18 protein-coding genes and 1 other annotated feature are annotated in these 20,557 nt (G+C 35.0%); of the genes, 11 read left to right on the top strand and 7 right to left on the bottom strand.

From position 1 onward, the window contains the following. The 3 genes from BCR26_RS06960 to BCR26_RS06970 all read left to right on the top strand — a co-directional run. On the top strand, positions 1-201 hold a 201-nt coding region (locus tag BCR26_RS06960; RefSeq protein WP_211272288.1), incomplete at its 5' end, for a hypothetical protein. 732 nt (positions 202-933) lie between these two features. After that, a complete protein-coding gene (gene ald / locus BCR26_RS06965; RefSeq protein ID WP_069698262.1) occupies positions 934-2,046 on the top strand; it encodes an alanine dehydrogenase in 1,113 nt (370 codons plus the stop codon). A gap of 195 nt (positions 2,047-2,241) precedes the next feature. Beyond that, on the top strand, positions 2,242-2,850 hold the full coding sequence (locus BCR26_RS06970; protein WP_069698263.1) for a PepSY domain-containing protein: 609 nt from the start codon (positions 2,242-2,244) through the stop codon (positions 2,848-2,850). A 104-nt stretch (positions 2,851-2,954) separates the two neighbouring features. Here the strand turns inward: BCR26_RS06970 and BCR26_RS06975 are convergent, their stop codons facing one another. Further along, positions 2,955-3,377, bottom strand: coding sequence for a hypothetical protein (locus tag BCR26_RS06975; RefSeq protein ID WP_069698264.1), 423 nt, complete (start codon positions 3,375-3,377; stop codon positions 2,955-2,957). Positions 3,378-3,590: 213 nt separating this feature from the next. Here BCR26_RS06975 and BCR26_RS06980 point away from each other — a divergent pair, with 213 nt between their 5' ends. Beyond that, positions 3,591-4,499 (top strand): AEC family transporter, encoded by a 909-nt coding sequence (locus tag BCR26_RS06980; RefSeq protein ID WP_139124901.1) that lies wholly within the window; start codon positions 3,591-3,593, stop codon positions 4,497-4,499. A 213-nt stretch (positions 4,500-4,712) separates the two neighbouring features. Here the strand turns inward: BCR26_RS06980 and BCR26_RS06985 are convergent, their stop codons facing one another. The 3 genes from BCR26_RS06985 to BCR26_RS06995 all read right to left on the bottom strand — a co-directional run bounded on the left by BCR26_RS06985 (position 4,713) and on the right by BCR26_RS06995 (position 7,182). After that, positions 4,713-5,102, bottom strand: coding sequence for a DUF1048 domain-containing protein (locus tag BCR26_RS06985; RefSeq protein WP_245341921.1), 390 nt, complete (start codon positions 5,100-5,102; stop codon positions 4,713-4,715). Continuing rightward, positions 5,074-5,427, bottom strand: coding sequence for a PadR family transcriptional regulator (locus tag BCR26_RS06990; protein ID WP_069698265.1), 354 nt, complete (start codon positions 5,425-5,427; stop codon positions 5,074-5,076). The genes BCR26_RS06985 and BCR26_RS06990 overlap by 29 nt, the downstream gene beginning before the upstream one ends. A gap of 228 nt (positions 5,428-5,655) precedes the next feature. Further along, positions 5,656-7,182, bottom strand: coding sequence for a UDP-N-acetylmuramoyl-L-alanyl-D-glutamate--L-lysine ligase (locus BCR26_RS06995; protein WP_084387052.1), 1,527 nt, complete (start codon positions 7,180-7,182; stop codon positions 5,656-5,658). A gap of 201 nt (positions 7,183-7,383) precedes the next feature. Between BCR26_RS06995 and BCR26_RS07000 the strand changes: the two genes are divergently transcribed. The 5 genes from BCR26_RS07000 to BCR26_RS07020 all read left to right on the top strand — a co-directional run bounded on the left by BCR26_RS07000 (position 7,384) and on the right by BCR26_RS07020 (position 14,190). Further along, a complete protein-coding gene (locus BCR26_RS07000) occupies positions 7,384-9,033 on the top strand; it encodes a putative polysaccharide biosynthesis protein (RefSeq protein WP_069698267.1) in 1,650 nt (549 codons plus the stop codon). Positions 9,034-9,155: 122 nt separating this feature from the next. Beyond that, the gene (locus BCR26_RS07005; RefSeq protein ID WP_069698268.1) at positions 9,156-9,875 is read left to right on the top strand and encodes a pseudouridine synthase; all 720 of its coding nucleotides are present in this window, start codon (positions 9,156-9,158) and stop codon (positions 9,873-9,875) included. A gap of 369 nt (positions 9,876-10,244) precedes the next feature. Beyond that, entirely contained in the window at positions 10,245-12,305 is a 2,061-nt protein-coding gene (locus BCR26_RS07010) for an alpha/beta hydrolase (RefSeq protein WP_069698269.1), read from the top strand. Between the two features lie 179 nt (positions 12,306-12,484). After that, positions 12,485-13,372, top strand: coding sequence for an ABC transporter ATP-binding protein (locus BCR26_RS07015; protein WP_069698270.1), 888 nt, complete (start codon positions 12,485-12,487; stop codon positions 13,370-13,372). Beyond that, entirely contained in the window at positions 13,369-14,190 is an 822-nt protein-coding gene (locus BCR26_RS07020; protein ID WP_069698271.1) for an ABC transporter permease subunit, read from the top strand. The genes BCR26_RS07015 and BCR26_RS07020 overlap by 4 nt, the downstream gene beginning before the upstream one ends. A 60-nt stretch (positions 14,191-14,250) precedes the next feature. Here BCR26_RS07020 and BCR26_RS07025 read toward each other — a convergent pair whose 3' ends face one another. Then, positions 14,251-15,078: an NAD(P)H-hydrate dehydratase gene (locus BCR26_RS07025; RefSeq protein WP_069698272.1), complete on the bottom strand. Its 828-nt coding sequence runs from the start codon at positions 15,076-15,078 to the stop codon at positions 14,251-14,253. A 160-nt stretch (positions 15,079-15,238) separates the two neighbouring features. Between BCR26_RS07025 and pepV the strand changes: the two genes are divergently transcribed. Then, complete coding sequence (gene pepV / locus BCR26_RS07030; RefSeq protein ID WP_069698273.1) at positions 15,239-16,651, top strand: dipeptidase PepV; 1,413 nt, start codon at positions 15,239-15,241, stop codon at positions 16,649-16,651. Between the two features lie 484 nt (positions 16,652-17,135). Further along, positions 17,136-17,378 (top strand) — a binding site (T-box leader). Between the two features lie 94 nt (positions 17,379-17,472). Then, complete coding sequence (locus tag BCR26_RS07035) at positions 17,473-18,507, top strand: 3-deoxy-7-phosphoheptulonate synthase (protein WP_069698274.1); 1,035 nt, start codon at positions 17,473-17,475, stop codon at positions 18,505-18,507. 149 nt (positions 18,508-18,656) lie between these two features. On the opposite strand, the gene BCR26_RS19215 is transcribed toward BCR26_RS07035, so the two are convergent. Both BCR26_RS19215 and BCR26_RS07045 read right to left on the bottom strand, forming a co-directional pair. Further along, the gene (locus BCR26_RS19215; RefSeq protein ID WP_449260597.1) at positions 18,657-18,887 is read right to left on the bottom strand and encodes a DUF6429 family protein; all 231 of its coding nucleotides are present in this window, start codon (positions 18,885-18,887) and stop codon (positions 18,657-18,659) included. 28 nt (positions 18,888-18,915) lie between these two features. Then, the gene (locus BCR26_RS07045; protein WP_069698275.1) at positions 18,916-20,547 is read right to left on the bottom strand and encodes an SWIM zinc finger family protein; all 1,632 of its coding nucleotides are present in this window, start codon (positions 20,545-20,547) and stop codon (positions 18,916-18,918) included. Between the last annotated feature and the right edge of the window lie 10 nt (positions 20,548-20,557).

Raw genomic sequence — 20,557 nt, forward strand, 5'->3', positions numbered from 1 at the left:
ACAGGTGATGTAAAGTTGAACCGCCGTATACGAGAACCGTACGTACGGTGGTGTGAGAGGTCGGCTAATCAATTAATGATTAGCCTCCTACTCGATTGTATTGCCAAAAATAAGGAAGGAGGAATGAAAAACATGTTTGAAAAAAACGACAAGCGCTATCTAACAAAAGGAGTCAATGAACAAACACCAAAAGAAATTTAATTTTATTGTTGGTGTTTAATTGAGTAGAATAACATATGAAATTTCCAAGGACTTTACTAGCCTTGATGACTATTCATTAAATATACAGTAATATTAGGAGAGAAGTAATTGATACGGTAAAAGTGTTTTTAGCTCACTGATGATATCTTTCTTACATTAGAAAATTGTTAGAACTATCGTCTATTTAATGGTCAATGAATAAACTACAATCCTTAATACAACAGCATTTATTTACGGTACTTGATGAAATGAGTGCATGTTTTTTTACAAAACTGGAAAAAACCTTGAACTTTAAGTTCATTTTAAGTGTTTTCCTATTTATAAAAACAGTTAGATGTTTTTATTTTGTATTAGTTAACCAAGTTTGTTGTGAGGCAAGAACAAGCAGCTTCTAAAGCAATTGGGGAATTACGAGCTGTTTTAACAGCGTTTACAGCTTGTTTGACTCCAATTAGGAATGAAATCGGCACGGTTTTTGTCGAGTTGCTTCCGGCTAGCTGTCTGCTCCTTTGGCTTCAAGCATCACTCAATTCTAATATTGTCGAAATACTATTACGTGATTGTAGAAATAACAATAACATAATGAGATTAGAAAAAGTCTCTATTTTTAAGATAGTGAAAAAAGTTCTGAGTTTTGTTGCGGATTGGTGTAGCTTGCTCTATAATTTTTACATAAGAGTAAAATGAAAGAATGCAAAGAACAAAATTATAAAGAGAAGAAGGTCAGGTTTTATGAGAATTGGTATCCCTAAAGAAATTAAAATTGGTGAAAATCGGGTGGCGTTACCTGCTGCTGGTGTTTTAGATTTAATAAAACATGGACATGAAGTGTTCGTAGAAACAGGAGCTGGTTTAGGAGCCTCCATTAAGGATACTGAATACGAAGCGGTTGGAGCGACAGTTGTTGCTTCAGCAGAAGAGGCTTGGGCGCAAGAATTAGTTGTCAAAGTGAAAGAACCTTTAGAGGAAGAATATAAATTTTTGCGAGAAGATTTAGTACTATTTACGTATTTGCATCTAGCAGCAAACAAACCATTGGCAGAAGAGTTAATGAGAAGTAAAATAACCACGATTGCTTATGAAAGTGTTCAATTAACAAATGGAGCATTACCTCTTTTAGCGCCTATGAGCGAGGTTGCAGGGCGATTGGCAGCACAAATAGGGGCACAGTTTTTAGAAAAGGTTCCTGAAGGAAAAGGAATTTTGTTAGGAGGAGTTCCAGGAGTAAGAAAAGGAAAAATAACCATCATTGGTGGAGGAAATTCAGGATGTAATGCAGCTAAAGTGGCTTTAGGTTTTGGAGCAGATGTGACAGTCTTAGATGTGAATATCAATAAACTAAAAGAAATTGATAGTCAATTCAATGGTGCTGTCAAAACATTGGTATCAAATCATTATCATTTACAAGAAGAGTTGAAAACAGCAGACCTAGTCATTGGAGCTGTATTGCTACCAGGGCATAAAGCACCTGTACTGGTAACGGAAGAGATGGTTGCCTCAATGCCTGAGCATTCAGTGATTATCGATATCGCCATCGATCAAGGTGGTATTTTTGAGACGATTGATACAGTAACTACTCATGAAAATCCAACCTATAGTAAACATGGTGTGATTCACTATGCTGTAGCAAATATGCCAGGGGCGGTTCCGCAAACATCAACTTTTGCTTTAGCAAATGCTACCTTACCTTATATTTTAGAGTTGGCTAATAAAGGATTTAAACTTGCCATAGAAGAAAATTCAGCTCTTTTATCAGGGGTTACAACTTTTAAAGGCTTTTTAACAAACACAGCAGTTGCAACAGATTTAATTATCCCATACACTGCTCCAACAACGATTATTTAACTTAATTTTGTTTCTTTTGATGAAATAAGAAATTAGTCTGAATCATTATTGTCTTTTAACTGGAACAAAAGGCAATAGTGATTTTTTTTAACATTCAATAAAAAAGAGTGGAAAATCATACTAGAGAATGAGTTGTTTTTATGGGAAATAGGCTATACTAGTTTTTGTAATCTAAATGAGAAGAGGAAACTTACAATGAAAAAAAGCACAGTTATCGTTATGACAGGGTTAACAGTGGCCCTTTTAGCAGGATGTAACCAAGTGACAAAAAAAGAAACAACAGGAGTTAAATCATCGTCACAAGCAAGTAGCAGTATTGTAGAATCATCCGTCTCTCGCAGTAGTTCATCAACACAAAGTGAAGAGTTTAAAGTTGAAGTAGCAAAAGCGATTGAACTATTTGAAAAAGAATATCCCAAAGCGGCTATTACATCAATTGATTTAGATTCTTCATTAGGAGATTATTACTATGAAGTTCAAGGGGTAGATGACACCACAGAATATGAAGTGAGAATTCAAGCAACTACTGGTGAAGTGAAAAAAGCACGGGAAGAACGCTTAGATGCAGATGAACAAAATGGTGTTAAGAAAAAAGAAGATGCATTAGATACTAAAGATATCCTTTCTATTAAAGAAGCGAGTGCAATAGCTGAGAAAGATGCAGGAGCTGGGACAGCAAAAGAATGGTCTTTAGATAAAGAAGTTGGCGTGACATACTGGGATGTAAAAGTTTTAGATGGTCATAAAGAGTACGAAATAAAAATGAATGCTAAAAATGGTGAGATACTGGAACGCGAAAACTAGGCGTTAATTTATAAATACAAAGAAGAGTTACTTCTAGAACACCGTTTATTCGATTTTAGGGGGGTGGGACATACGAATGTCCCAGCCTTTTTTTGGGGAAAGAATTATTCATTTTGATGGGCAGAAAACGGAAAAGAAGAGTTGGTCTTCTTAACTAGCCAAATTCCTACAATGAGCTGAATCAAGCCAAGACTAAAGAAAATAAGATGAAGTGGAGCAATAGACCAAATCATGATACATTGGATGATGATCCAGCTACATTGAATGATTCCCATCAAACATTCGTAATAAGGGAATGTAGATGTCTTCTTAGCGTTAAGTCTAGCAACGATTAAATTACATAACCCGATAATCAAAAATAGAAGTAACCCAGGAATTAAGAAAGTTGCAAAGGGTGAATTCACCAGCATACTTTCCTTAATACCAAAGGCAAGTCTAGCGTCAGAAGAAATAGCTAAAAAACCACCCATAAGACCAGCAAGTCCAATAAAAATATTTAAAATGAACAAAAAGCGTTGTATTTTCATTTTCTCCACCCCTAGCTTTCGAAGCCTGATTTTAAGTATACTATTACTAGGTTCAAAAAGAATCGTATCTTAGTAGGAGCGGTGTAAGTGGTTGCAGGAATAATCAGAAAACGTCCCATTTATTTTTATAAAAGGAAGGAATGATGTTGTTTTCTGGTATAATTTAAGTTGTAGTGAAAATTTCTTGAATTGTTTAGCAAGGAGTCGGATGAATTGAAAGAAATCTTAGTACAGGCGTTTGGTTTTTGTTTTATTATATTTTTAGGCTATTTAATGAAAAGAATTGGATTGCTGAGTAAGGCAGATGGTGGCACTTTATCCAAAATTATTGTAAATATCACGCTTCCAGCAGTAGTAATAGTTAGCTTAGCCAAGATTAGTGTAACGGGAGCGTTATTTTTTTTGTTGGTAATGGGGATTAGTTTTAACGTTCTAACAATTATTGCAGGGAGTGTAATTAGTAAAAAAAGGTCGAATGTTGAGCGGAAATATCAAATGTATTCTATGTCTGGATACAATATTGGTAACTTTGGTTTGCCCTTTGTGCAAGGATTTTTTCCGTTGGCAATCCCTTTTTTATTAATGTTTGACATTGGAAATAGTGTCATGCTCACAGGTGGGAGTACCTTACTAATTGATAAATTAGTAGGTGAAAACGAGGAAACGAGTGTCAAAAAAATTGCTCTATCCTTGTTAAAATCGACACCATTTACTGTTTATATGATTATGTTATTGTTACGAATAGGAAATGTAGGGGTTCCATCAGAGGTTTTGTCAATTTTACAAATTGTAGCGAATGCTAATGGTTTTTTATCAATGTTTATGATTGGTTTATATTTTGAAATTCGTTTGCCAAAGAAAGCTCTATATTTAGTCGGAGAAGTGCTTGTTTCACGTTATTTGGTAGGAATTGGATTGGCACTTATTTTTGCTTTTTTGGTTCCATTAGAACCACTCTTAAGAACGTCACTAGTATTAATATGTGTCGCGCCAATGCCCACTTTTTCAGTGATTAATTGTGTGAAGGCTGGGATGGATGAAGAGACAGTCGGATTTACTTCTTCAGCCAGTATCTTGATAAGCTTGTTGTTAATGACGCTTGTGATGTTATTGATGACTTGATCGCTCGAAAATAATGAGCGTGAAGAGGATGAAATTCCCTTAAAACCAGACTTTTGTCCACTGTTTATTAAGAGATAGAGTCCGAGATAAAACTGGTCTTTCGCTTTGTCTCGGACTCTTTACGCTTTAAAGTCAAAGAGGTAAAAAAATTTTGCTTTGACTTCGTTTGATTGGTATTAGAATGAAAAGTAAATAACTATGGATCTTTTGAATTTATGGTTCTAGTTTTTTGGCAACACGCTGATTCATTTTTGTCTTTTGAGAATCAATCCATGTTTTCGCTTGATACTCATGTAACGTATTTTCTGCAAACGCTCCTACATCTCCACCAATTAGCTCTAAAACTGGGATGCCGGCAGCAGCACTTTCTTCGAAAAATTCAAGTAAATCTTGATTTAAATCAACCATATCCATGCCATCACCTGATGAAAACTGCCATAAAAATTTGGTTATTTCTTCATAGACAATTCGATAATCTTTAGGTAATTTTTTTACTCTTTCAAGAAAAGCTTTGTATTCGGCTTTATCTTGCTTGATCGTTTTTAGAGAGTCTAACCCATCCTTTGACCATTGTTTAACGGACTTCATCCACTTCATATTCATCTGTACCCATTCCTTTCAATTTATCAATTTGCTCTGATATAAATGACCAGCGTTGCCAAAATAATTGGAGTTCTTGCTTACCTTTGTCGCTTAGAGAATAAAATTTTCGCATAGGTCCAAGAGACGATTTTTTTCTTGTGACACTAACTAGCTCTTTTTTTTCTAATCGGAGGAGAATTGTATAGACAGTTCCTTCTACAATGTCTTCAAAACCACAGTCTTGTAGTTTTTTTGTAATTTCGTATCCATAGGTTTCGTGTTGATTAATGTTTTCAAGAATCATTCCTTCTAAAACCCCTTTTAACATTTCTGTGATACCTTCCATATTGTCAAACCCTCACTTTCATTGCTGGTATAAAAAAGGTAGTCGTTAAAACCCAAGCCAATTTCTCTTTTGATTAATCGATTAGCTTTCAGTATATAGTATTACAATATAGCGGGAAAGTCCACTACTTTGTTATGCTAAGTAGTAGGCTTGAAAAAGTTTAAGTGGGAATGTAAAAAAAAGAGACTTAAGTTTTCACCTAAATACTCTTTTCTGGGTTTATTAAGTTTATTTTTTTGAGTGCCAAATGATGCTTTCTGCAATTTGGTAATCCCCTGGATACGGCGTGTCGATACCACCAATTTTTTGAAATTGATCAGCCCCTTTTCCAGCTAGCACAACAGCATCTTCTGGTTGACTGATTCTCAAAGCTTCGGCAATTGCTTCCGCTCGATCAAGCACGGTTCTAATTTTTACGTCTCCCGTGATATGCTCTTCAATTTGTTTGCAGATAGTGATAGGATCTTCGTCAGCTGGGTCATCTGTTGTAAGGATTGCTACATCGCCTAATTCAGAAAGCACCTTGCTGAAATCTTTTCGACGAGAGATTGCTTTATTTCCTGTACTGCCAATGACGACAATTAAGCGTCCAGTTGGATGTTCCTCTTTGACATAAGCTAGTAAATTTTTTAGACTATCGTAGTTATGTGCATAATCTACATAGACCTTAGCATTGTTATTATTTGTTAAGAGCTCCATTCTGCCAGGAACCGTTGCTTCTTGAATTCCTTTTTGACAATCTTTTTGAGTAGCTCCGACAAGAGAACTAGCGATCATTGCACTTAGAGCGTTTCCCTTGTTAAAGTCGCCTCCTAAAAGAAGACGATAGTTTCCGTTGATATTTAATGGATCTTTAGCCGAGCGAATAGTGAAAGAGAGCGAGTCTCCTGGAATCGTTTGATAACTATAGTCAACCGCTTCATTTTTTTCAGTTCCATAAACAATCATTGGCACTTGTTTTAGAGTAGCCATTTCTTTTAGTAAAGAGAAGTAATCAGATTCGTGATTAATAATCACGGTTTTCGAATGGGCAATTAATTGGCGTTTGCAGTAAAAGTAATCGTCAAATGTTGGGTGTTCAATGGGGCTAATGTGATCGGGTGTAATATTTAAAAAGATTCCCACATCAAAAAACAATCCATAAACACGATTAATTTTGTACGCTTGAGAAGAGACTTCCATAATAAAATGCGACATTTCATTTTTTACAGCTTCGGCCATCATGCGATAAAGATCCAATGATTCGGGGGTTGTGAGCTGCGATTTAAAATAGTTTTTTCCATCTAAAGTAGAATTCATGGTTGAAAGCATCGCCACTTTATTATTTGTTGTGTGGTCTAAAATATATTTTGTAAAGTAGGCAGCCGTCGTTTTTCCTTTTGTTCCAGTAAAGGCAATTAGTTTCAGTTTATTTTGCGGATAATCATAAAAAGCCATGCTTAAAACAGCCATTGCTTTTCTAATATCTGTTACAATAATGCCCAAGGTCGCTGGAACATCATAGGGAGTTTCAGAAATATAAAGTTCTAATCCAGATTGGATTGCTTTTTCTAGGTATTCTTCTTTGAAATTTAATCCTTTACAGAAAAAAAGTGTATCGGAAGTGACCGTTCTAGAATCATAAGAAATGTCTTTGACTAGTCGATTGTCTAAAGAATCAGGAAGTGTTAACTGCCATTTTTCAGCAACAATAAATTCTTTTAGTAAATTTTCTTGTAGTAAACAATCACGAATACTTTTTAAAGAGAGACTCATTTTTTTGACCTCCAAACGTTTCATAAAAATCTAAATAATTATAGCATATTTTCCACTTTTAAAGCATCTTATGATTAAAATAAGGTATAATGTTAAGGGAAACGTTAAGTAAAAAAAATTATTAAATAAAGTCGTTGCATATACTGGACTTAACAATTAAAATAGTAAGAAGTAGTGTTTAAAAAAGTTGGGGGGAGTAATTTGATAAATCAACCAAATCCTGCTGGGCAGTCCGAACTAACCAGTCAAGAAAAAATGGTTCAAGGATCAGCTTGGATGACAGCAAGCAACATCATTTCCCGAATGTTGGGTGTAATATATATTATTCCATGGTACATGTGGATGGGAGAACACGCAAAGGAAGCGAATAGTTTATTCTCAATGGGTTATACTATTTATGCCCTTTTTTTAATGATTTCTTCGGCTGGAATCCCAGCTGCAATTGCGAAGCAAACATCTCATTATAATTCATTGAATGAATATCGAATTAGTCGCCAAATTTTTTATAAAGCGTTACAGTTAATGGCCATATTAGGTGCTGTTTTTGCGCTTGTTATGTACTTGGCTTCACCAGCTTTGGCTCATTGGTCTGGTGGTGGGGATGAATTAATTCCCGCAATGCGTTCATTAAGCTTAGCTATTCTCGTTTTTCCTTGTATGAGTGTTATTCGAGGTTATTTCCAAGGGAATAATGACATGATGCCATTCGCACTTTCTCAAATTGTAGATCAGGCAGCACGAGTATTTTATATGCTATTGACAGCTTTTATTATCATGAAGATGGGTAGTGGAGATTATCTGGCAGCAGTTACTCAATCTACCTTAGCCGCCTTTATTGGTATGTTGGCAAGTATGATTGTATTAATTTATTTTCTTCGTAAGCAACAACCAATGTTTGACTATTTAGAGGCGCACAGTGCTAATACGTATGAAATTTCTACGCAAGAATTGCTAATGGAAACTTTGAAAGAAGCGTTACCGTTCATTGTGGTGGGCTCAGGTATAACTCTGTTTAAATTAGTGGATCAGTTCACGTTTGCAAATGTGATGGGAATGTTTACGAAGTATTCGGACAGTCAACTAAGAGAACTGTTTGGGATTTTTAATGCTAACCCTGACAAATTGACAATGGTTGTGATTGCCTTAGCAACATCGCTGTCTATTACGGGTTTACCGTTAATTACCGAAGCGATAACGTTGAAGGATCGTCGTGGTCTATCAAAATTAATTAGTAATAATTTTCAATTGTTTATGTTCTTAATTTTACCAGCAACATTTGGAATGATTGTTTTAGCACAACCATTAAACACCTTGTTTTATGAACCAGATAGATTAGGGTATATGGTTTTAATCCAAGCTTGTTTTGCAGGCTTATTCTTAGGATTATATATGCTTTGTTCTAATATGTTGATGGGGATGTATGAAAATAAAGCGGCTGTAAAATATCTAGGAATAGGCTTAATTCTTAAGATTATTGTGCAGTTTCCATGTATTTATCTTTTTGAAGTTTATGGACCGTTGTTAGCAACGATGATTGGGTTTACGTTGACTTGTTTCTTGACGATTCGAAAAATCATCAAAGTAAGTCGATTTAATGTCGGGTTTACTTTGCGAAGAAGTTTGTTAATTTTACTTATTTCATTAGCAATGATGCTCGTAGCCTTTATTTCTCGCCAAATTTTCTATCTGTTTCTTGCTCCAACGCATAAAACAACCGCATTCTTTATCGTCGTATTTGTAGCTGCTATTGGAATTGCCGTTTATGGCTATATCGTTTTGAAAATACGTTTAGCAGACAAATTGTTAGGCGAAAAGGTTGGAAGATTACGTCACAAACTGAAAATAAAATAGTATAGGGTAAGAAAATCGGATAGTTTTACTAATACTGTAAAAGATAAAGTGTTACTCTTCTTGGTTGTTTTTTAGAAAACTCAATCAAGGAGAGTATTTTTGATTAGGAGGAGATTATAAAAATGCGTTTAGATAAATTTTTAGCAGATGTAGGCTTAGGCTCTCGTAAGGAAGTCAAGCAACTAATAAAAAAGAATTTGGTAAAGGTCAATGGTTCGTTGGCAAAAGATGGTAAGATACAAGTAAACGAAAAAACGGATGTCATTACATTTGATGAAGAGCCATTAGTCTATCAACGTTTTTTCTATTACATGCTGCATAAACCTCAAGGAGTGATCTCTGCCACAGAAGATAAAAGGGATGAGACAGTATTAGATTTACTGGCAGATACAGATTTTAGAGATGATTTATTCCCTGTAGGACGCTTAGACAAAGATACAGAAGGGCTGTTGTTGCTAACAAACGACGGTCAATTGGCGCACCAGCTGTTGTCTCCAAAAAAGCATGTGGATAAGGAATACTTTGCAAAAATTGAAGGAGTTGTAACCGAAGAAGACATTCGTTGTTTTAAAAAAGGATTTCCGCTCTCTAATGGGGAGATGGTAAAACCAAGCCAGTTATTTATTGAATCGGTAGATGAAGTAAAACAGTGTTCCACTATCCGCTTGATTATTCAAGAAGGAAAATTCCATCAAGTAAAACGAATGTTTGAAGCGGTTGATAAAAAAGTAACTTATTTAAAACGGTTAAGAATGGGTTCACTTGTATTAGATGAACGGCTTGAATTAGGAGAATATCGTCAGTTGACAGATGCAGAATTAAACAGCTTGAAACCTGAATAGATAGTAGTATTTTTTTTTGAATAGGCGTCCAACTAGCATAAAATCTATCTTGTATAACAGGAAATTATCGGAGAAGTCTAGATGATTTTCTGTTATTTTAATTGTTCGCTTTTTTCTAAAAAATAGATTTAATAATTTTTAGATAAAAAGAATAGTTTTCTGTGTTTAATAAAAAAACAGTTGTTTTTATTAAAAATAGTACATATTTGGTATGGAAATTTAGCATTACATATTATTATATACAAATGAGGAAAGGAGCTGAGAGTTAAAGTTGGGTTAGTGACAGTAAGTGTTTAATTGATATGAGAACGATTACATTACTATCTGTCAAAAAATTAATTTTTAACAATAAATTTTGGAGGGGAAAGAATGAAGAAAATTTTATCGGGTTTATTACTAACAGTACTTTTATTAAATGTAGCTACTCCAACGGTTTTAGCAAGCACATCGGATTATGTTGAAGTTGAAAAAGGTGTTTATTGGATAAATTCCAAAGGAACTGCAGATAACATGGGAAAAATATCTGGAAGAAGTATGGTTGAGTCAAATGAAGGAGAAAAATTTGAAAAAAAATCTCCAGAAGAACGGGCAGCACTTCCGAAAGAAGAACAAGAAATTATCGCATCCATTGAGCAGTATATCAATGGACAAGTGAATCTCAAGGGAAGATCTATCACCGGGGATACTATAGAAGATGCAATGGTTTCTCTAGCTTTTGATTTCGGTTTTAAACGTAATAATTTGTTGTTTGACATGATTGCTGGTTTGAATGGTTCAAACGAAGCAGTGGATTCTGATGAGTATACAGCTTGGTACAATAGCTTGACGAATACTTCAGAACGGACATTAACAGTTTTTGATGAACCGACAGGAAAGAATTTACGTTTATATTCACGTTATATTGATAATAGTTCAAGTAAAACGGTCATTTTGCATACAGGGTATCGAGCACCTCAGAACGGCATGATGAGAGCAGCTAAATTCTTTTCAGATAACGGCTACAATGTGTTACAACCAGATACGCGTTCTCATAATGTTAGCGAAGGAGAATATATCACTTTTGGGTATTATGAAAAAAATGATTTGAATCAATGGATAGACCAAGAGGTTGCTCAGAAGCCTGGTCAAGAAGTCGTTTTATATGGAAATTCAATGGGGGCAGCAACCACCATGATGTCTCAAGCAACGCCACATCCTAACGTTAAAGCCTATATTGAAGATTGTGGTTACTCCTCTTTAGAACAGCAACTTAGAGATACGTTGCATCTTTTAACAAAATACTTTGAATATATTCCGATTGTGAATTTGACCGATTGGTATGCTAAAGAGGGTGCCTTAATTCAAAAGTTGAATGAGCAAAAAATTAAACCTGTTTTGAAGTTTGATTTGTATGAGGTTTCGCCTTTTGAAGCAGTAAAAACTTCGGGCGTACCAAAACTGTTTATTCATGGAGAAGCAGATTGGTTTATTCCACCAGTTGCGCTGAATCTACTTTACGCAAATGCAATTGGCTACAAAGAGCAATTAATAGTACCGAATGCAGGCCATGCTGAAGCTTTTGGTGTCGGTGGTGATGTCTATACGCAAAAAGTTCTTTCCTTTTTAGAAAGTGTTTATTCAATGAAAAGCAAAATGCCTGTTGTTGCTCCAGACACCAATCTTTTAAATAATACAAGCTTTGATTTTACCAATACGAACTTTAATGGTTGGGAGACAAGTACGACCTTTGAAAATACTGGATTCACTAACAAAGCTCTTGCTAGAAACAGTTATGGAGAATTTGTATTTAAGAATTCAGGTAAAAAAGATGTCGTCACAGCGGCTAAATACAATGACGGAATTCGTTTTTATGCACGTTATGGCTATAATGATGGTTTGGTAGGACAAAATGTACCAGTAGTAGCTGGAGAGACGTATGAATTAAGTTTTAATGGGAAAAATGAAACGGCTGCAGCATTTACTCGTGGAAATATTTTATACGGAATTGATTCAATAAAAAAAGATGAAGGATTAAGTAATAATTCTAATAACGTAAAGAAAACACTATTATACACGGCAGACGAGACTAAAGAAGCAAAAGTCAAAGTAGGTGGGAAACTAGGCTATTATGCTTGGTATGATTTAACCGATTATGCTCATATTGCAGTTAACAAATTAAATTTTGTCAATACAGACCGAACACCGCCTCAAGGGCTAATCATTCACTCAATTAGTACTAATAATGGAATTTGCACGGTACAAGGAACTGGTGAACGCAATAGTAAAGTGTTGCTAGAAAACCAACTGGGTGAACAAAAAGCAATAGTAGAGACGGATAATAAGGGCAATTTCTCCTTGTCTCTTTCTAAAGATTTAGGAACGACACTTCATTTAATTAATATGGATATAAAGGGAAATAAAAGTCAGTCTAATGTTTTTGTTTTTCAATAATTAGTTATCCTTGAAAAAGTCTAGAAGAACATTACTGTTTTTCTGGACTTTTTTCTTTTAAGGAATGTCTCATTAATAGATTATACTCATGAGATAAGGGTTTGTTCCTCTTTTTCTTTGACTCAGGTAGTAAAAAAGACTAGACTAATCTTGTTATGGAGATTAAAGGGGGATTGAAAATGGGTGCGATTGAGATTAAAGGGTTAACAAAATATTATAAGAAACATGCTGCAATTAAAGAGGTTGATTTATCTGTAGAAGCTGGCGAAATTTATGGTTTTATTGGGCCAAATGGAGCTGGTAAGTCAACAACAATTAAAGCACTCTTAAATTTTATTTATCCTGATAAAGGAGAAGCAAAGATTTTGGGGTTAGATAGTATTAAAGAGGCGAAAAAGATTCGAGAAAAAGTAGGCTATGTTTCAAGTGATGTACGCTTTTATCCTAATATGACAACGATGGATACCTTGAAATATGTTGCAGAATTTCACGGATTAAAAGAGAGTAAGAAAAGAATTGATTACTTTGTAGAACTTTTTGAAATTGATGATAAAAAGAAGGTTTCCGAACTTTCTTTAGGAAATAAAAAGAAAATTGCTATTGCTGCTGGTTTGTTATCAAAACCGGAATTGTTAATTTTAGACGAACCGACAAATGGGTTAGATCCACTGATGCAGCATCGACTTTTCGAAGAATTGGAACGCTATAATAAAGAGGGCATGACTATTTTTCTTTCCAGTCATGATTTAAATGAGATTCAACAACATGCGCATCGAGCGGCTTTTATTCGAGAAGGTGAAATTATTACTGTTCAAGATATTTCTAAAGAAAAATCATTAGGCAAAGTGATTACGCTAGTTGGAGATGAAATTCCACTATCTTTATTTGAAAAAATGGGCGCAGCGATTTTAAAACATGAAGGGAACGAAACACGTCTTTTTTATGAAGGAGATTTACATGAAGTGCTGCCACTGCTGGCGGATCAGTCGATTCAAGATTTTACTATCACTACTCCCGAATTAGAAGATCAGTTTATGGCTTTATATGAAGGAGGAGAGTTAAAATGATTGTAGCGAAGATTGAAAGTCATTCATTAATCAAAAGTTTGATTATTTGGAGTATTTTGTTTGGTGTAATTGTTTTTGGTTTCAGCTCGGTCTATCCTCAAATGCATAGCACAGCAATGAAGAGTGTTCTAGATGCAAAACTTGGAGGGTTGTCACCAGCCTTGTTAAAAACTTTTAATATCAGTGTAAATGGCCAAAGTAGTTTTTTAGTAGCGACGGGCTTTTTCTCTTATTATTTTCAGTATATGTTTTTGGCGGCAAGTATTTATGCAATGATGTTAGGGAGTCAAGCGTTAATTAAAGAAGAAACCGATGGAACAATTGAATTTCTTTATGCACAACCTATTACTCGTAAAGGAATTGTCAGTGGAAAGTTACTAGCCAATACAGGAATTTTAGTCGTATTTTGGTTACTGTCGTTTGTTTTTTCTTTGGGAGCAACTTTGGCATTTAAACAGTCTACAGATAATACCGACGACATTCTAACAGCTCTTGCGAAAGTTTACACACAAGATGGACTAATTCTGTTATTTTTCTTAGCGTTAGGCTTTTTGCTTTCGACCTGTTTAAAATCAAGTAAACAAAGTACTAGTATTTCGCTGGGAATAGTGTTCTGTTTTTATTTGATTGGGATTTTTGCAGACTTAAATCAATCTTTTTCATGGGCGCAACATTTTTCGCCAATTCACATGGGAATTCCAGCAAAATTGCTGGAAAAGAACTTACCTATAGGAACAATTGGTCTGTTCATATTGTTTAGCGGCTTGTTTATCGTAGGAACCTATGCTATTTATCAACGTAAAGATTTAAAAGTATAAGAGGCAAGATAAAAATGAAAAACTCTGAAACCCTTAAAGTTGTGAAGGTTCCAGAGTTTTTTATTGTTCATATTTTTTCATAAACAGAGGGAGTTGTTTACTGATTTCAGTTGGTAAGACGACGTAGTGAGTTTTTCCTAGAGTTTCGCCAATTAAACTGTGAAGGTAGACAGCCGCACAAATAGCTGCTTCCTTATTTTCAAATTGTGCTAGAAAGCCAGTAATCATACCAGCTAACGTATCGCCCATGCCCCCCGTCGCCATTGCAGGGGTACCGATTGGATTTGAATAAGTAGCTGTTAGTCCGTAAATTTCAGTTCGATGGCTTTTTAAGACGATTGTTCCACCAATTTCGGCTTGTTTCTTTTTGTTTGCGGTTTCTGATTGTTCATTAATAAGAAGTTGACTTAGTCGTTGCCATTCCATTTGGTGTGGCGTGAAGACAGTCATTTTTGGATATTTTAAAATAAGATTCATTTCAGCGAATAAAGTAATAGCTGAACCATCAATCACTAGCCATTGAGATTCTTTTTGATGAGTTAATACAAAAGTTAATAATTCATGACTGATTGTTTCTAATCCAAGACCTGGACCGATCAGAATAACGGTTGCATTTTCAAGAACTGAAGCCAGCAATTCATCGTTTGACCAGTCAACAACCATCGCTTCTGGTGAACGTGCATGAAGAGCAGCGTGGTTTTTTTCTGCTGTTACAACGGTAACTAAACCAGTACCAGAAGCGAGAGCAGCTTCGGCACTCATAAGAATTGCTCCACCAAATTGTTCATTTCCACCAATTAAAACAGCACGTCCGAAGGTTCCTTTGTATGAATTTGGAGGTCTTTGACAAATAACATCAGACAAAATAGTTGTAGTTAGTTTTTTCATGGGATAATCTCCTAAGCTCTTTTCTCTATTATAAAGGGATTAAAAGAAATCAGCAAAGTAACTAGCAAAAAATCGAATAAAATACTCGGCTCCTTTTTATTTTTCTTTGAGTTAGTGGTATGATGAAGAGTGTAGAATAATGAATTGGAGTGACAACTAAATGACAATTAATTGGCAAAAAGAAGTCGAGACAAGAAAAGAAGCTTTATTGGAAGATTTACAAAATTTATTACGTATAAATAGTGAGCGTGATGATACAAAGGCAACTCCAGAAGCACCTTTTGGACCAGGACCTGTTGCTGGATTAAAGCATATGTTGGCTTATGGCGAACGTGATGGTTTTACCGTTAAAAATGTGGATAACTATGCTGGACATATTGATTATGGCGAAGGCGACGAAACGCTAGGAATTTTTGGACATATGGATGTGGTACCTGCTGGTGATGGTTGGGAGACTGATCCCTATGAGCCGGTAATTAAAGACGGGAAAATCTATGCTCGTGGCTCAAGTGATGATAAAGGCCCTAGTATGGCGGCTTATTATGCTATGAAAATTATTAAAGATTTAGAGTTACCACTGTCAAAAAAAGTTCGTTTTGTTGTGGGAAGTGATGAAGAGAGTGGTTGGGGCGATATGGATTACTACTTCCAACATGAAGAAGCCCCTGATTTTGGTTTTTCACCAGATGCAGAATTTCCAATTATTAATGGTGAAAAAGGAAATGTTTCCATTTATGCACATTTTAAAGGGACTAACAGTGATGAGTATGTACTAGAAAGCTTTGAATCAGGTCTTCGTGAAAATATGGTTCCTGGTACAGCTAAAGCGATTATTACAGTTCCTTCTACAGAAATAGCTAGTAAAATGAAAGGCGCTTTTGAAGTATTCTTGAAAGAAGAGCCGATTACGGGAACATTTGCAGGAAATGATACCGTAGTAGAAATTTCAGTCATAGGAAAAGGCGCACACGGAGCAAGTCCACAGTCTGGAATTAATGCAGCAACCTTTTTAGCTGTATTCTTAGATAGTTACGATTTTGGAGCAGCTGCGAAAGGTTTTATTCATTCTGCTGCAACAATTCATGAAGACTTTTATGGTGAAAAATTAGGGGTTGCTTTTGAAGACGAAAAAATGGGTCAATTGACAATGAATGCGGGTCTGTTTACTTTTAAAAAGGATAGTGAAAAAGGAAATTCTATTAGCTTAAACTTCCGTTATCCAAAAGGAACATCCGCTGAAGTCATTGAAGCAGGGATTAAGGAAACTATCGGTAAGAACGAAGCCATTTTTGAACAAGGCGATCGAAATCAAGCCCCTCATTACGTACCTGCAGATGATCCATTGGTAGAAACGTTGTTACAAGTATACGAAGATCACACTGGCGAAAAAGGAGCAGAAAAAATTATCGGTGGCGGAACCTATGGACGTTTACTAAAACGTGGAGTTGCCTATGGAGCAATGTTCCCTGGCTATACCGATACAATGCACCAAGCCAATGAATTCATGGAACTAGAAGACCTATTCCGTGCGACTGCTATTTATGCGGATGCAATCTATCGTTTGGCGAAGTAGAATAGAACCAAAAAGGGAATAGAATAAAACTGATTCTACTAAAAAAGTACTATTCACTAAAATTTTTAGTGAGTGGTACTTTTTGAGGTATAAAGAGATGGATAACGTTGTTGAAAATCAGTCAAAAGTAATCTTTCGTTATATCCGTATATTTTATCTTACTCTTTTTGTGGAAATAATATATGAGTTAGTGGGAAATTAAATCATTAGCCAAACTATTTCAGTTGGGCGAGATATTTGATTTTTATGCTGAGTATTGTGAAGCTATATTTTGCGCAAAGGTCTGGATTAAAAAAATTCAATGGATTTTTTTCTTTGTAGAGGGCGTATTGTTTCTGATTTATTAGAATGAAAGTCGGACTGATCGTTAATAAATAATTGAAACGGAATAATTCAAATAATTAATTTGTGAGAGTTATTATTGGAATTTCCATTGACAAGTGCAGTGAAATCCCATATAATTCATACAACGATTAAATATTAGACAAATGTTTTGATAAGAACTAGTAAGATATAGACGTTAAACAGAAAGTAGCCGGCAGATGAGAGGCGCATAACAGAGAAGTATCTGAATTCCTCTTTGAACTTCGCGCTGAAATAAGTAGGTTGCGACGGTAATTGCGTCCGTTATAATGCTAGAGTATAAATTTGTACTTGAAGAGTCAATTAGTGTGAACTGATTGAAAACTAAGGTGGTAACACGGATCATTTCGGTCTCGTCCTTTTCAGCGATGAAAAGACGAGGCCTTTTTGTTGCATTTTTAGAGAAGAAAGACTGATCGATCGTATTAAAAATAAAAAAATGAAGGGAGTAATGAAAAATGAGTTTTAAAGCTTTAAGTCAACCAATCAACTTTGAACAAGTGAAATCACTATCTAAATTAACGGAGGAACATGCGAAGATTAAAGCAGCGAGGGACAAAGAGTTGCAAGCAATTATGGAAGGTAAGGATGAAAGAATTTTACTTCTTATTGGTCCTTGTTCTGCCCATGAAGAAAGTTCAGTAATGGAATACGTTACGCGTTTGGCAAAAGTTCAAGAGGAAGTAAAAGATAAAATTTTTATGGTGCCTAGAATTTATACAAACAAACCTAGAACCAATGGTGATGGTTACAAGGGATTATTGCATCATCAGAACCCAGAAGAAGGCGAAGCCTCTAATTTAATTCAAGGGATTGCAGCGGTTCGTAAGCTTCATAACAAAGTAATTAGCGAGACCGGATTAACGACAGCAGATGAAATGCTTTACCCTGAAAACTTAGAATTCGTTGAAGATTTAGTAAGTTACATTGCGGTTGGTGCTCGTTCGGTTGAAGATCAACAACACCGTTTTGTAGCAAGTGGTATTGACCAACCAACCGGATTGAAAAATCCAACAAGTGGTAATCTAAACGTCTTGTTCCACTCTCTTTATGCAGCGCAGCAACAACAAGAATTTATTTATAATGGAATGGAAGTACAATCAAGTTCGAATCCGTTAGCACACGTAGTTCTTCGTGGAGGACTAAATGAATACGGAGAAAACATTCCTAATTATCATTATGAAGATCTTTTAAAAGTTGTGAATTTATATAAAGCTGGCAAATACAAAAATCCATTTATTGTAGTGGATACGAATCATGATAATTCTGGCAAACAGTATAGTGAACAAGTTCGGATTGTCAAAGAAACTCTAATTAACCGTACCTGGAACGAGGATATGAAAAAATGGGTTCGAGGATTTATGATTGAAAGCTTCCTTGAAGATGGGCGCCAAAATGCAGACGGCAAAGTCTTTGGTCAATCAATTACCGATCCTTGTCTGGGGTGGAAGGCAACCGAAGAATTGATTCATTATATTGCGGAACATAGTTAAAATTTTGAGAATGAAATTGGAGGCAGAGAATAAACCAAAACGGGTTTGTCTCTGCCTTTAATCTTTGAATGAGGTTTAGAAAAAGAGCAGATTGACTCCTTGGAAAGAGTTGTTTAGAGATAGCTATTTTCTGATCTTTTTCAAGAGCTTTATTTATTTAACTCAATTTGGTATTTATCAATTAGTTTTTTTGCTTTTTCAATTCCATCATTAGTAAAGCAGAAGGATTTTGAACGTTTACTATTCGTTATTAGTCCTTCATCAGTAAGTTGATTTAACCTATTGAAATCATAGCTTTTCCAGCTTCTGGTAGAGGTATAGAGGCTAGTTTTTTCTTCCCAAGAATTCAAATACAGCAACAATAAAATGAGTTCTTCAATTGTTTATTTCATTTCAAATTCCATCTTTCTATAAAGGTATTTTTGACAACTCGTCTATAAAAGCGGGACGATGTTTGTAACTATTCATCAAATCTTGGCGAAGTGCTAAAGCGGCTTTGGAACCGCAACTTTTTCGTAATTGTTGAATATATGGTGCAATATTTCTATAGGCTTGCCGGTTATTGGCTTGACTAGCTTGTCCATAAATAAAAAGAGTAAATATCTTGTTGACTTCAATGGGATAGACTTTTTCCAAGTATGATGTATAAGTAAGAATCCGTTGCGGAAATTCTTGGCAATAGGTTAATAATTTTTCAGTTAGATTTTCATGAATTAGGATTTTGGGATAAATTGTTTCGTAATAAGAAGCTGTATTTGTATTGAGAGATTTTAAAATTCTTTCTATAACAGTTGACCACTCGATAACTGGTGTAAGTTTCTTTAATACTAAAAAGTAGGAAAAATTGTCTTCTAAGACAAATTGTTCAGCTAATTCTCTTTGTTTTAAGAAGTTTTTTTGTTTAACGTAAATCTCATATTCTAAATATTGCCAGCGCAAAACAATATTAGGTGAATCAGTGTCACTGTGTTCCCCTTCAATGCAAAGTTGTAAAGCGGTGTCTAATTGATTTTCTTGTATATTTTTCTTAATTAAGAGTTCTCTAAAAAAGTGATTTTCTATATGATTTTCAGCGAATGCTAAAGCTTCTTCAGTACTAGCATACTTTTCTAAAAAAGCGTAGATAAGCTTTGGAGCTTCTTCTGCAATAAAGGTATCACTACTTTTTTGTAATTTTTTTAAATAAGAATGCAAAGCTGTTTGGCTGTCAGTAGTATTAGCAGTTTGAATACATAGATCAATAAACTCAAAAATGAAATCATATTGCTCGTGAGGGAAATGTTCCAATAGTAAAAATAAAGAATCGAAACATTTTTTTCTAAGTGGAGAATCCTCTGAAAGAGTTTCAATAAATTGAGTGAGTTCAGATAGAGTATCCTCTATGGCTAAATAAATTTGGTTGTAGTGGTCATCATCATCAAAGAAAAGGGCTATTTCTTCTACTAATTGACAATAAAGAGCTAATTGCGTATTAGGATTATCAATGGTGGAACAGATTTCAAGAGCTTCTGTCACCGGTACTGTAAATGTTTCATAACTGGTATCGTAGTAATCATATTCTTCAAAATAAATTGAAGAAATCAAATTTTTAACTTTTTGAATAGGAGTAGCATTGAAAGAGAATTGGTTACAAATTCTTTTTTTAAGATCCTTGTCCTTAGCAGACAAGGTCAAAAGCAATTGGATTAAGTCTTCCTTGGTTACAGAGTTAAGCAGTTTCTCAAATTCAGCAGTAGAAATCGAATGTTCAGAAGATTTATCAGGAGTAGGTTTAAGATCATCTAAAGCATAAAAAACGGCTACTTGATGTTTGCAATATTCTCCCAAATCATAAGGGCAGTCACAATAGCTTTCAATAATTTCATTTGAATTAGAAAGGCAAACGTGGACTTCATATTCATCGGTTCCCAAAATAGTGGCCAGCCATTCCTGTTTGTCTTCGTCATAGTAAAGTAAATCGATTCGATTATCGATAAAATAGTTATAACCACGATCAATAATTGCCTTATCAATCAGTGCTTCAAAATTACTTAGATCCATAGTATTTCAC

This window comes from Enterococcus rivorum (assembly GCF_001742285.1).
Taxonomy (GTDB): domain Bacteria; phylum Bacillota; class Bacilli; order Lactobacillales; family Enterococcaceae; genus Enterococcus_L; species Enterococcus_L rivorum.